Raw genomic sequence first — 13,098 nt, forward strand, 5'->3', positions numbered from 1 at the left:
CAATGAAAGCTACTGATTCATTATCGTTACGTCTCCTTTCTTTGAAATTGAAAAAAATAATGATCAAAACTCAACAATCACCTTAAGATATAAAGTCAGAGATGTTCTCTAACTTAATATCTTGAACTGCAATTTCCGGCGCTAGAACAACCTCTTCGCCTCCCCAGACAACTGTTTGCCTTTTATCGTTTGATACAGCAATAATTTTATCCAAAATATCCGTTATATTATTATTAATCCTTACGGTATTGGGTTTTAGAGGTTTAACAATTTTACCTCCCTTTACTAAGTAGGAATCGGCAATGATGGTGCTGGTAAAGTCACCTGCGGCAAGCCCATTGATGGGGTAAGTATACCAAATTCTTCCGATATAAATACCATCATTTATTTTCGATAATAGAGATTGACTGGGTACTTCTTCCTTGCCTCCTATCACAATATTCGTTGGGCATATTTGGGGTTGCATCGTATAGTTTCTTCCGCCTTTTTCAAAACGGAAACCATTTCTCGGTGTAAATGAAACGATTTTATTCGCCAATTTTTTTGAAAGATAATTGTTTGCAAGAAAACCCACAAGAAAACCATTGTGGATGAGGTCCGTTCTTCCTGTAGGAATACCCTCGCAGGAAATTTTTTTACTCCCGATAGCGCCCTTTATGGTGCCGTCGTCATAAACGGTTAATAATTCAGATGCAATCTTTTGTCCTAATTTCCCCAGAAAAGGGGTATCTGATGTATTTATGGAAGAAAGGCTTAAGGCCGGTATCACAAGGTTTGTAAATAAATCCGTCACTGGCTGTCTTCCAAAGACAACATTGTATGTCCCAGCGGCTATCCTCTCTCCCCCGATTGTCCTTATTGCGCTTTCAGCCGATTCTCGTCCGGCCTCTTCGGGATAAAAACCGGATAAATGGGTACTGGTATTCCATCCTGTACCTTTGACTCTTTCCATCTCGATCATAGAGGTTATGTTGGTTGTAAGAATGGTGGATTCATCGAAATCATCAATACCTTTTGTATTGACAATGGCCATACGTTCTTTCTTGATGGTAACATCGCCGCCGACAATAATTGATTTGATAAAATGTTTTTGATTGTATTCCGTAAGGGCGCCTTTTAGCCCTCGCCAACCCAAATCAATAATTGCCTCATCACTTATTTCCATTACTGCCGGATCGTGATAGTTTTCTAATACTGGTTTACCGATAGATACCGGCAGAGATTTAAAGTCGGAATCGTGGATTTTGTTTTTCTTTGCCTTATTGAATGCCTCCACAATGCCTTTTGGGGTAATCGTATGAGAGGCGCTGCCAAACCCGATCTTGATTTCTTTTCCTGTCTTAAAAACAACCAATAAACCAATACCGCTTAATTGCGTTGATTTGGGTTCTTGGACACCGCTGCAAGGAATGTCTGATGTATAATTGAGACGTACAGTTATTTGTTCATTCCAGGATGCAAAGATTTCTGCATCAATAACATCCTTCTGTTTTTTGACGAAATCTATTCCGTTACGAACACAACTTTGGAGTTCTTCTATACTTATCATGATTCTTGACGTCCTGTTAATCGTGCCCTGGAACGCAATGTGGGCCCACCATTCCCAACGCGCATTACCTGCATGGGTTGTCCTTTTCCGCAATTGGGGATAGGAAAGACTGCAAAATCATTTCCCACGGCATCGACGTTCATGAGAAAATCCTTTGAATCGGCCGTAATGCCGCCTTGTCGATAGAGTTTTGTAAGCTTCCCATTTTCTATCCTGTATACCTTTTGTGCAGAAATTCGAAAATTTTCTCTGGATTCACTAATGGACGGGATGCGGTGGTTGACAATGAAATACCCCTCTTTCACTTCGGCAATTATTTCTGCGGGGGATTTATTCCCGTTTGCAAAGACTGTATTGGTCATTCGTACAAGGGGGACATAATTGGATTCAGTTGCCCTCATAGAACCGTTTGGGGGGTAGTTCAGTATTGCAGCGTATTCACGTCCATTCATAAATTCCTTAAGTACACCGTTTTCGATAAGATTTACCCGCTTTGCAGGAGTTCCTTCCGCATCGTACTTGTAATGTCCATATCCATTGATGGATGGATCCGAATATGCGCTTAAAAGAGGAGACGCAATCTGTTTTCCCAACTCGTTATCATGAAAATCTCTAAATAACCAGGATCGCCCTGCGTAGGCCGTTTCGAGTTTCAATGCCCTGTCTGCCTCTGTCGGATGTCCTACAATTTCATGGACTAAAAGTGCATTAAAATGCGGATTTGTTACAACCACAACAGCGTCGTTCGTGGCGGGTAGAAAATCTGCCTCTGTAAGTTCCAGGGTTTCATGTGTTCGCATGAAAGCAAAATCGGCAAGCGATTGTTTATAAACGTTTTTATCTTTTATAACTTCCCATCCACGAAGATTTCCAAGATAATCGTAACAAACCTCAGGGACACCACCTGCTTTTTGTGCCACAACAGCTACCGTTCCCTGGGTAAGTGCATATGATTGGTCAATGCTGGCACCTTCGGTGCTGCAAAACAATTCTCGCCTTATACCTGTTTGCGCGTCCAGGGCGGCGTATTGCACGTCTTCGGAAATACCATGCATTTCACCAGAAATTTTTGTACAAAGGGTAATGACCTCTTTCAAAGATACATTCCTCGGATCTTCGTCAAATACGGCGCCAATAACATCCCGACTGCTATCGGTCTTTGCAAGATTTACCCCTGTCAGTGCCGGGGCGATTGGTTTGAACTCTGCCTTTTTGTTCGCGTTGGCTATTGCCCTTGCATGCGCCCTGTTTATTCCCAGAGTGACTATTTTGCTGAAAGTTTTTGGGTTGGATTCCGTCTCTCCAATAGGCTGGCCATAAAACCCCCATGCACTCATCTCGCCCGCAAGCATCCTTATGCCAAAAGAAATAGAAGAATCTTCACCCATTCCCTTGGCCTTGCCATTCTCGGCATGAGCGTACTTTATTTCATGTATACCAAGTCGGATGTCAGCGTACTTGCAATTCTTTAGAGAACTGGTCTGTTGAATAACCTTTGCGACAGTTTCTTTTAACTTATCAATAAGTTCTATTTTTATGCGACTTGCGATGGGAATGCTCCTTTTTACTAAATTCTAAAGTGACTAAGTTTATTTAACAAAATATTCTTAGTTTTTCCATAAAAATTTATGCCTTTGCAAACGGAGTTGGCCACATGCTGCGTTAATAGGACTGCCCTTTTTCTTTCGGAGGGTAACTACAAGACCATGCTTTTCCAGCGTTCTGCGAAATATTTCAATCGTTTCCTGGGAAGGGGGTCTCCAATCAAATTCTTCGACGGGATTAACAGGGAGAATGTTAATATTGCATTGAATTCCTTTGAGCAGCATTGACAGTGATTCTGCGTTTTGTTTCGATGCGTTGAGGCCGTCGATCAAGATATATTCAAAACTGATGTCCCTTCCGGTAACTTCAAAATATTCCCTGGCCGCTGCAAGGATGTTTTTAATACCTATTTTTTTATTCGATGGGATTATCTGTGATCGTATAATATCGTTGGGTGCGTGAAGGGATATTGCTGGATTTACTTGGAGCCCTTCATGTGCCAATCGGCGGATACCATCTATAATGCCCACTGTTGAGATGGTGATGTGCCGAGCCCCAATTCCTAGCCCCCATTCGGCATTCATAATCCTAATTGCCTTAACGACATTATCGTAGTTTGCCAGTGGCTCACCGATGCCCATAAAGACAATATTGGTAAGGTGTTCATCGGGAAGAAGATGATTTTTAACATGGAGGGCCTCCTCAACAATTTCGCCTGCCGTAAGGTTTCTTTCAAGACCCAAGAGTCCGCTTGCACAAAATTGGCATGCCATTGCACAGCCTACCTGTGTAGAGACGCACGCAGTAATCCTTTTCCCCTCCCTTAAAAGTACGCATTCGATCACGTTTTCGTCGTGTAAATGAACTAAAAATTTTTCCGTGTCATTTTCAGTTTGTGTAATGGTATCAACTTTGGTTTGAAAGACCTGACACTGATCAGCAAGTTGCTTTTGAAAATTTTTGGGCAGGTTGGTCATCTGGCCAAAGGTTGTTGCGCCTTTGTCATAAACCCAGGAAAGTATTTGTTTTGCCCTGTATGTGGGTTCACCCATTGAGGTACAGAGTGCCTCAAGTTCAGGTAAAGACATATCGGTAATTGATAGAATTTCTGTCTTATTCATAATACGTTGCTTTTCTTTCGCGTATTAATCGTACTTCTCAATTTTATACCTTTCTCTGTTTCGCAATTATACGCTATAAAAACATATATTATCAACTATTGTCAACGAATAATATGCTTCGCCGATATCGTGTAGATTTGAGTGGGAAAACAAAGATTTATTCGTATAATTTGCCATTGAGGAGTAATAAATTCTTTCTTAATCACAATAATAAAATAGAGAATTCTATAGGAGGATACAAATGAATTCAATTAACAAAATTCTTTTGTTAATTTTTTGTGCCAGTAACTGTTCTGTGCTCCTGTTAAGTAATGCATCAGGCATGGAGGATCAAGTTGAACACTCTCCTATTGTTAAAGAATTACAAAAAATTGTGGAGTCAAACGATGATCTTCGTCTAAACCTGGAAAAAGCTTTAAAAGAACAGGAGAAAGGTTCCTACTGGCACAATAGGAAAATGGAAGATATTTTTGATTTTTTCGATGACTGGCTTGTTTTTCTCCCAACAACCGATAATCCTGAAAAATATTCTTACCTCTTCAACGAAATTTATAGAAGAAATCAAAATATTAGAATGCTATTGAGACAACCGCTTTTCATAGATTGGCTAGAAAAATTTGTCATTGGTAGAGGCAACTTTATGGATAGTGAAAAATCAGCTGGGAATATTAAAGAATGGGTGGAAGATTCAACCGTTAATATAGGGGAATATGAAGTTCCATCTGGCGGATTCAAAAGTTTTAACGATTTTTTTACGAGAAAAATAAAATCAGGTGCCAGGCCAATTTACATGCCAAATGATGACTCAATTATTACCTCTCCGGCTGATTGTACCATTAGTAAAATACGTGAAAAGTTAAATACAGAGACAATTTTCGAAGTAAAAGATGAAATATTCGATGTAAAAAAATTGTTAGATAATTCAACGTTGGCTAATAGGTTCTTAAACGGAGACGGAGCAATTTGCTTTTTGATGCCATCAGATTATCACCGTTTTCATTCTCCAGTTAATGGCAAAATAATTGAAGTAAAACAGTCCGGTGGTCTCTATTTTGCCGCACAAGATTGGACTAATTACTTTTTTGAACGTCGCCGTGGTTACTTTTTGATGGAAACTTCTCGCTATGGCATTGTTGGCATTGTCCCTGTTGGCCTTGCTGACATCAGCTCAATAAATTTCGTTCGCAAGGAAAACGATATTGTTCAAAAAGGTGACGAATTAGGTTTTTTTGCATATGGTGGTTCTGCAATTGTGCTCCTGTTTGAACCGAATCGGTTGATAGATCCTATCTATGTTAATAACACTGTTTATGAGGTGAGCAATGTAAAAGTTAAAATGGGGCAAAAAATTGGTTCTCTAAAAGATGAGTCAATGAAATAGCTAAGGAATCGACTGTGATAGGAATCACATTACCCAAACAAGTTGGAAAAGACAAAATCCGAAGCACGAAATTTGTGAGTCAACCCTGTCAGGCTTGATTTTTATTTTATTTGCTTGTTCCCAAACTCCGTTTTGGGAACACAGTGTCAAGTGAAACTCTGTTTCGTGTATGTCCATTGAAACGGAGTTTCTCGACCCATTGCGTTCCCAAATGAAATTTGGGAACGAGCAGGTAACAAGCTGACAGTACAAGGGATAAAAATGAGAACCAGATATAAAATAACAGAAAAGGAATGTATCTATTTTGTTACCTCTACTGTTGTAGAGTGGATGCCAGTTTTTAGATCCCGTACATACTGCGATATAATTATACGGTCATTAAACTATTGTAAGTCACACAAAGACTTGAAACTCTTTGCATTTGTTATTATGGACAATCATATACATCTCATTGTAAAGGCGCCTGAGTTATCAGACACATTGGCTTCGTTTAAGAAGTTCACTGCAAAAGAAATCATTGATCAGTTAAAACAGGATAACAGACAATGGCTCTTAAGTCAGTTTGCATTTTATAAGAAGAAATACAAGACAGAAAGTGATTATCAGGTATGGCAGGAAGGCATCCATCCGCAATTGATGTTGAATGAGGAAATGCTGAGACAAAAGGTTGAATATGTTCATAGCAATCCTGTAAGACGTGGGCTTGTTGATTCGCCCGAGCATTGGCGCTACAGTTCTTACAGGAATTACCATCTTAATGACCATTCGATTATTCATATTGATGAATTATTATTGTAAAAATATTTTATTTCCTTGCTTGTTCCCAAACTCCGTTTGGGAACACGGTGTAATCCAAAACTCTGTTTTGCGTGCGTTTATCGAAACAGAGTTTCTCGGCCATTGCGTTCCCAAATGAAATTTGGGAACGAGTTGAAAGGTTTGATTCAAGTAATCTCTCGTTGGAGTGATTCCCTTTCCGAAGGTTTCTCGCATGAGGAAGTTCCCAGCATATTGGCAGAAACCAGATCCAAAAAGGCCACAAAAAGAAACATGGAAATCTCCAAAAATAAGTATAGTGTCCTCAAAATCTCAAATAGCAATTCTAAGGACCCGACACCAAGTATGTGCTTTTTGGCATTCTTTCGTTTCTGCTGTCTTGATTGCATCTCTACTTGCTGTTTAGATCATTTATCTTTTATCTTTTCTCGGAACGGGATGCCTCATTTTGCATTAGTTGGCGAACCTTGACCACCCCATCTTATACCCATAGGAGGTTTTTTTGGGGAACCATACTAAAGAACCATTTGAAACAGCGAGTGTTCCCAATACTACCCCATCTTGTTTAACTTGAAATTCGACATCTGCTTTCCCAAGTACACGTTGTGGAATGTTGACAAAACATCGTATTTCGCCATTTTATTTCCTTTCTTTGGCCAATGAAAAAGCCAAGGGGACGGTAGCTTTTTGCCGCGTCTCACTTGAGAGCCAAGTTAGGCTTTCATTTTATTAAAGATATATGAGACCTTGAGTAATAATATTTATAGGAATAATGCTCCTCGGTTTTGCCTTAAATTTTGATCCTTGTTCAGAAATTAATGCTCCTAATTTTCGGGCAAAATTAGTATTGGCGACCAAGGCAGCAGTTGGTTCCTTGGGCAGCTTGAAAGTTCCCTTTGCTCTCCATTCCCTCTCGTGGGTCCAATTCACTACTTTAGTTTCTATGCCTTCGAATCTTACAACTTTCCAAAGCTCTCTATCAGGTACGCCAATTTCATCGAGTTCATTATTTGATAAATAAAGAACAGGCCGCGCGCCTTTTCAATAGGCAGTACCAAAAGAAAATTTACAAATTTATTTTTGTCTATTTGCCATCTGCCACCAGGTTTAATGGCTAAGTTATACTGTCTTAACCAGTTAATCACGGTTGTTTTAGTGACAGTATAGCCCTGCTTTTTTAACAAGGCTATAGCATCCGTTGTTGTTATCTTTGATGGTAGTTTACAATTGCCTGGGACCGCGTCGTTCTTCTACATTTTCCCATTATAGCCTCCTTTGTTATTAATTTTTAATGGTTGTTTATTGTAGTAATATTTCTGCTACCATTATTATAATAAATAAATTGTAAAGAAATTTTAAAAATTTTTTAAATAATTTTTATCTTCCCCACTTCCCGCTAATTTCCACGACATTTAATCTCATTATGGTCACCTATAGAGAAAAAAGGCAAGAGTAAATGTAATGTTAAACGTAATATCTCTAGAAGATGATTTCTGATCGAATTAAATTCCAGATTTAAAAAATTCATCCAATTGATTTACACTATTGTAAGAAGAGGATTGAGGTCAGGCCTTGCTTTTAACATCAATATTGTGGCATTTCCTTTGAATCTTAAATGCAATTATTACATTCTTCTTAAGGATAGTTTAACTAGGTGCCCAAACTCTTCGGATTTGAGAAGGACGGATGTTCCAGCAAATGCAGCAAATGCTGAGAGCAGAGGGACAAATAATCGAAGCCCTTTAAAATAAAGACTCCCACTTCCGTTTAAATCAGGAAACATCCTGAGGACGAACCAGCACACAAAGACCATTGATACTGAGGCAATTACGGTTTTTTGTAACGAGACAAAAACCTCATTTCCTATTTTAATACAAAGCCTTTTTTGCAATATGATGGTCAAAATAACGATTTGAACAATGGCGCTGATAGCAGTAGAGAGCGCCAGGCCGCCTTCCTGCAATACCCAGATAAGCGAAAGATTTAAAACGAGATTCAAACCAACGCACGCTGCCCCAACCTTTACTGGGGTAACAGTATCTTTGACGGAGTAAAATGCACGGATCAACACATGGAGACCGCAGTATGCCCATATCCCAAAAGCATAGAAGAGAATGACACGTGATGTCCTGTAAGCGGATTCCGCATCAAACTGATTTCTCCTGTAAAGGAGATCGATGATCGGTTCCCGAAGCATGATGATAGCCATTGATGCAGGAATGCCGATTAAGAGAATAAATTTTAATGCCTTGTTGAAGGCAGTCGAAAAATTGTTCCAATCTTCTCGCACTGCATGGGTGGAAAAGAGCGGAAATACTGCTGTGGCCATGGCGATGCCGAATACGCCTAAAGGGAATTGGATCAGCCGATCACTGTAATAGAGTACCGAGGCGGCACCGGCCTTCATGGGGAAATGGACGGCCATTCCTGCAAAATTGAAGCTGCCTGGTCCACCTTGGGGGGCGGAAAATCCAACGGCGATAAGGCTGTCAAGCAAAACATTGACCTGCACAATGCCGAGCCCGAAGACAATGGGCGCCATGCGTGTCAATACCAATTTCAAGCCTGGATGTGAAAATCTGGGAATGAACCGGTAGTATAATTCTTTTTTCCGTAAGGTAGGAATATGAATAATTACCTGGACGAGGCCTGAGAGAAAGGTCGAGATGGCGACTGCATAAATCATCTTATCCAGCGCTTTTCCCGTATAGGGGGCTAAAACGGCCCCCAATATCCAGCATACGTTCATGACAACCGGTGCAAAGGCCGGCATAAAAAAATGACGAAGGGTGTTCAGTACCGCACCCATAAAAGCGACAAGGCAAATGAAGAAGACATAGGGAAACATAATAATAAGCAGTTTAAGGATGAGTTGCCATTTTTCCTGTATCTGAAACACCCTTGGAATAACAAAGAAAGATCCTTCGCCAAGGAAGACAATACCACCCAAAATAATAATGAGGGCTGTGGCTACAATGTTGAAAAAAACGAGGGCTTCTTCTTTGCCACGTTTTTCGAGCTGTTCTGTGAAAATAGGAATGAAGGCCGCACTGAGGGCGCCTTCACCAAAGAGACGTCGGAACAAATTGGGGATCTTGAATGCAACGGTAAACGCATCCCATACCATACTTGTCCCGAAAATGCTGGCGCATATCATGTCCCTTGCAAGACCGAGTATGCGGCTTAAAAAGGTGCAGACGCTAATAATCCTTACGGAACGAAATAAATTGTGCGATTCAGACATAAACAATTTTGGCAATCTTTAAAGTTTTATGAAATTCTACACTACTTCACTTTAATTATATGTATGTGCATTTTTACGGTTTTTGCTTTTCCTCAATTTTAATGGTATTTTCAATATTTTCAATGTAATTTAGTGTTTTTACGATGGCGCACAGATTCTTACAATAAACCATAATCCATATTTAAATCCGAAAGAAAAGCCCTCTGGTTTTAAAAGGAAAGTCTGTTTATTAGGATTATTAAAATACTTGACAAATTATACCTGACTGTTAAAATACCTTGTCTCTTGTTTGGCATTTTATTATAGTTCTATTTTTCTGTGGTATTAGTTTAACTCCTTCGTAACAGTAGGCATATGTATTGGCAAAAGGATGGTTGCTATGGCTATTAAGGTTGGTATAAATGGTTTCGGAAGAATCGGAAGAAATGTCTTTCGTGCGATTACTCAGCGAGGGGGCATTGACGTTTTGGCTATCAACGATCTTGCCGACTCAAAATCGCTGGCAATATTATTAAAGTATGATTCGGTACATGGCAGATTTGAAGGGAGCGTAGAGGCCAAAGAAAAGTCATTAATGGTGAATGGCAAAGAAGTCAAGCTGTTAATGGAGAAAGACCCTGCGAAGTTGCCGTGGAAATCCCTTGGGGTAGATATTGTAATAGAATCGACCGGGATATTCACTTCCAGGGCAGATTGCGCGAAGCATCTGGATGCCGGGGCTAAGAAGGTCATACTTTCGGCGCCAGCGAAAGACAAAATCGATGCCACGATCGTTGTTGGCGTTAATACGAGAGATCTTAAACCAGAACATAAAATTGTATCCAATGCCTCATGTACCACGAATTGCCTGGCGCCTTTAGCAAAAGTAATAAATGATAGTTTTGGTATTGAAAAGGGTCTCATGACAACAATTCATGCATATACAAACGATCAGCGTATTAGCGATCTCATCCATAAAGACCTAAGGAGGGCAAGGGCCGCTGCGGTAAATATCATTCCCACAACGACTGGGGCAGCCAAGGCTATTGGAGAGGTCATCCCCGCACTGAAAGGTAAATTAGATGGGCTTGCTATGCGTGTACCCGTTGCCAACGGCTCGGTAACAGATTTAGTTGCACTCGTTTCAAAAGATATTACAGTAGAAGCTGTTAATTCTGCTATGAAAAAGGCTGCTGAAGGTGAGCTAAAGGGCATTTTGGAATATACCGAAGATCCTATCGTCTCTTCCGACATTATTGGAAATACCCATTCGAGTATCTTTGACTCTGCATTAACTTATGTAATTGATAAACGTATGGTGAAGGTAGTGTCTTGGTATGACAATGAATGGGGTTTTTCAAATCGTATGGTCGATCTTGTCGAGTTGGTAGCCCGTATATAAATGTATAAAATAATAAATTATTATCAAACCAACCTAATTCCATGCAAAAATTATTTATAAAAGATATCGAAGTAAGAAGAAAGAGGGTAATGGTTCGAACCGATTATAATGTACCCTTAGACGATGAAGGAAACATTACTGATGATACCAGGATAAGGGCAACATTGCCGACTATTAACTATTTGTTAGATGAAGAAGCAAAGGTAATTATAGCTTCACATCTGGGGAGGCCGGAAGGCAAAATAAATCCTAAATACAGTCTCAAGCCAGTTGTAAGGCGACTGCAGCGTTTCCTCGGTGAAAAGGTAAAGGTAATTATGGCGGAGGATTGTATTGGCCCAAAGGTGAAAAAACAGATCGAGGAGATGCACTATGGAGATGTGATTGTACTGGAAAATTTGAGATTTCATCCTGGTGAAGAAAAAAACGATCCTGTTTTTGCAAAGGAGTTGGCCAGTCTGTGTGATGTATTAATACAAGATGCCTTTGGGAACTGCCATAGAAAGCACGCCTCAATGATTGGTATCGATGGATATGTACCATCAGCAGCGGGATTCTTACTCAAGAAAGAGATAGATTATTTTGAGAAGGCAGTCAATAATCCCATGCGGCCCGTTGTAGCTCTGTTAGGTGGGGCAAAGGTTTCTGACAAGATAAAGATCCTTGAAAATCTGGCCAAAAAAATGGATAAAATCCTTATTGGGGGGGCTATGGCATTCACCTTCCTCAAGGCACAGGGTTTTGGTGTAGGCAAGTCCCTGGTTGAGGATAGCATGCTTGATGTGGTAAAAAATTTGATGGATATATCCAAAAAAAATGGCACAAAACTGTATCTGCCGGTGGATTTTGTTGTTGCGGAAAATTTTGATGGACAGGCAGAGACAAAGGTAGTTCCCTATCAGGAAATTCCGGAAAAGTGGATTGCCCTTGATATTGGTCCTGCCACTACGAAGCTGTTCATTGAAGCACTTCAAGATGCAAAGACGATTGTCTGGAATGGCCCTATGGGGGCATTTGAATTTGATGCTTTTAGTCGAGGGACATATGCTATGGTAGACGCCGTAACAACTTCTCATGCATCAACAATCGTAGGTGGCGGTGATACCGATATGGCATTTCATAAATCAGGAAAGACGCACGAGGTAACATTTATTTCCACAGGGGGTGGAGCTTTCCTAAAGTTATTAGAAGGAGGCGAACTCCCGGGAGTTGCATCGCTATCTGATAGAAGAAGAAGCGTAAGAAGCTCTTCTCCTTCGTTATCTTAACATAGATATGGAACATCTGAAAATAAGGGGGGGGTATTTTTCCCTCACACTTGCCAATCAGGAAAATAAACCAAAAAGACGTTAAGAATATGCAACCAAAAATTAAAATCGCAGCATCCATCCTCGCTGCTAATCCTGTACGACTAGAAGATGAAATTAGAAAAGTAGAAACAGCAGGCGCAGATTTGATCCATATTGATGTTATGGATGGTCATTTTGTTCCAAATATTACTATGGGTCCGTTCATAGTAGAAGGAATAAGGCGTATTGCTCAGGTGCCTTTAGACATTCACCTGATGATTGAACACCCTGAACGGTATGTGGATGCATTTGCCGGTGCGGCAGGGGATGGAGATCTGATAACATTTCATATAGAAACCACGAAAAAACCGAAAGAAATTATTTCTCTGATTAAGAATGCGGGGTTAAAGGCCAGTGTATCGCTGAATCCAGATACACCGACCGAGTTGGTTGAAGATCTTCTGGAGATGGTGGATATGGTGCTTGTCATGTCTGTAAATCCAGGTTTTGCCGGGCAAAAATTTATATCAAAGGTTTTGCCAAAGATTGCAAGATTGCGCAGTATCGCACCAGATGAAATGGATATCGAAGTTGACGGCGGTATTACAACAGAAACGATTACTCAGGCTGTACAACAGGGGGCTAATGTGATAGTTGCTGCCTCCTCGATTTTTAAAGCTGATGACCCATGCGCCGCAATCAAAACCCTCAAACAAATTGCAGAGCGGGTTGATAACAAAGTAAAGGCGTAAATTTTCCTATCAGAATTTTAAAAAGGCTTGTTTTTACGAGTTCACTTAGCTGAAAAAAC

General features: G+C 40.3%; 9 protein-coding genes. 5 read left to right on the forward strand and 4 right to left on the reverse strand.

What is annotated here, in order from left to right:
- Window positions 1–82 precede the first annotated feature (82 nt).
- The 3 genes from BROSI_RS09915 to rlmN all read right to left on the reverse strand — a co-directional run bounded on the left by BROSI_RS09915 (window position 83) and on the right by rlmN (window position 4,215).
- Complete coding sequence (locus tag BROSI_RS09915) at window positions 83–1,549, reverse strand: TldD/PmbA family protein (protein WP_052563582.1); 1,467 nt, start codon at window positions 1,547–1,549, stop codon at window positions 83–85.
- Complete coding sequence (locus tag BROSI_RS09920; protein ID WP_230400673.1) at window positions 1,546–2,937, reverse strand: TldD/PmbA family protein; 1,392 nt, start codon at window positions 2,935–2,937, stop codon at window positions 1,546–1,548. The genes BROSI_RS09915 and BROSI_RS09920 overlap by 4 nt, the downstream gene beginning before the upstream one ends.
- Before the next feature lie 219 nt (window positions 2,938–3,156).
- Window positions 3,157–4,215: a dual-specificity RNA methyltransferase RlmN gene (rlmN, locus tag BROSI_RS09925; RefSeq protein WP_052563584.1), complete on the reverse strand. Its 1,059-nt coding sequence runs from the start codon at window positions 4,213–4,215 to the stop codon at window positions 3,157–3,159.
- Window positions 4,216–4,456: 241 nt separating this feature from the next.
- On the opposite strand from rlmN, the gene BROSI_RS09930 reads away from it, so the two are divergent.
- Both BROSI_RS09930 and BROSI_RS09935 read left to right on the forward strand, forming a co-directional pair.
- Window positions 4,457–5,596, forward strand: a complete 1,140-nt coding sequence (locus BROSI_RS09930; protein WP_052563585.1) for a phosphatidylserine decarboxylase — start codon at window positions 4,457–4,459, stop codon at window positions 5,594–5,596.
- A 261-nt stretch (window positions 5,597–5,857) separates the two neighbouring features.
- Window positions 5,858–6,394, forward strand: coding sequence for an REP-associated tyrosine transposase (locus BROSI_RS09935; RefSeq protein WP_052563586.1), 537 nt, complete (start codon window positions 5,858–5,860; stop codon window positions 6,392–6,394).
- A 1,603-nt stretch (window positions 6,395–7,997) separates the two neighbouring features.
- On the opposite strand, the gene murJ is transcribed toward BROSI_RS09935, so the two are convergent.
- Window positions 7,998–9,617, reverse strand: coding sequence for a murein biosynthesis integral membrane protein MurJ (gene murJ, locus BROSI_RS09955; protein ID WP_082059152.1), 1,620 nt, complete (start codon window positions 9,615–9,617; stop codon window positions 7,998–8,000).
- A 379-nt stretch (window positions 9,618–9,996) separates the two neighbouring features.
- Here murJ and gap point away from each other — a divergent pair, with 379 nt between their 5' ends.
- The 3 genes from gap (at window position 9,997) to rpe (ending at window position 13,039) form a co-directional block, all read left to right on the forward strand.
- Window positions 9,997–10,998: a type I glyceraldehyde-3-phosphate dehydrogenase gene (gene gap, locus BROSI_RS09960; protein WP_052563591.1), complete on the forward strand. Its 1,002-nt coding sequence runs from the start codon at window positions 9,997–9,999 to the stop codon at window positions 10,996–10,998.
- A 41-nt stretch (window positions 10,999–11,039) separates the two neighbouring features.
- A complete protein-coding gene (locus tag BROSI_RS09965) occupies window positions 11,040–12,266 on the forward strand; it encodes a phosphoglycerate kinase (protein WP_052563593.1) in 1,227 nt (408 codons plus the stop codon).
- 89 nt (window positions 12,267–12,355) lie between these two features.
- Window positions 12,356–13,039 (forward strand): ribulose-phosphate 3-epimerase, encoded by a 684-nt coding sequence (rpe, locus tag BROSI_RS09970; RefSeq protein ID WP_052563595.1) that lies wholly within the window; start codon window positions 12,356–12,358, stop codon window positions 13,037–13,039.
- The last annotated feature ends 59 nt before the right edge of the window (window positions 13,040–13,098 follow it).

It is taken from the genome of Candidatus Brocadia sinica JPN1, assembly GCF_000949635.1.
Classification (GTDB): Bacteria; Planctomycetota; Brocadiia; order Brocadiales; family Brocadiaceae; genus Brocadia; species Brocadia sinica.

Excerpts from the sequence above, each read along its gene's own strand:
- BROSI_RS09920 (WP_230400673.1), bottom strand. The coding sequence starts at position 2,937 with ATGGGTGAAGATTCTTCTATTTCTTTTGGCATAAGGATGCTTGCGGGC.
- BROSI_RS09930 (WP_052563585.1), top strand. The coding sequence starts at position 4,457 with ATGAATTCAATTAACAAAATTCTTTTGTTAATTTTTTGTGCCAGTAAC.
- BROSI_RS09935 (WP_052563586.1), top strand. The coding sequence starts at position 5,858 with ATGAGAACCAGATATAAAATAACAGAAAAGGAATGTATCTATTTTGTT.
- gap (WP_052563591.1), top strand. The coding sequence starts at position 9,997 with ATGGCTATTAAGGTTGGTATAAATGGTTTCGGAAGAATCGGAAGAAAT.
- rlmN (WP_052563584.1), bottom strand. The coding sequence starts at position 4,215 with ATGAATAAGACAGAAATTCTATCAATTACCGATATGTCTTTACCTGAA.
- murJ (WP_082059152.1), bottom strand. The coding sequence starts at position 9,617 with ATGTCTGAATCGCACAATTTATTTCGTTCCGTAAGGATTATTAGCGTC.
- BROSI_RS09915 (WP_052563582.1), bottom strand. The coding sequence starts at position 1,549 with ATGATAAGTATAGAAGAACTCCAAAGTTGTGTTCGTAACGGAATAGAT.
- rpe (WP_052563595.1), top strand. The coding sequence starts at position 12,356 with ATGCAACCAAAAATTAAAATCGCAGCATCCATCCTCGCTGCTAATCCT.
- BROSI_RS09965 (WP_052563593.1), top strand. The coding sequence starts at position 11,040 with ATGCAAAAATTATTTATAAAAGATATCGAAGTAAGAAGAAAGAGGGTA.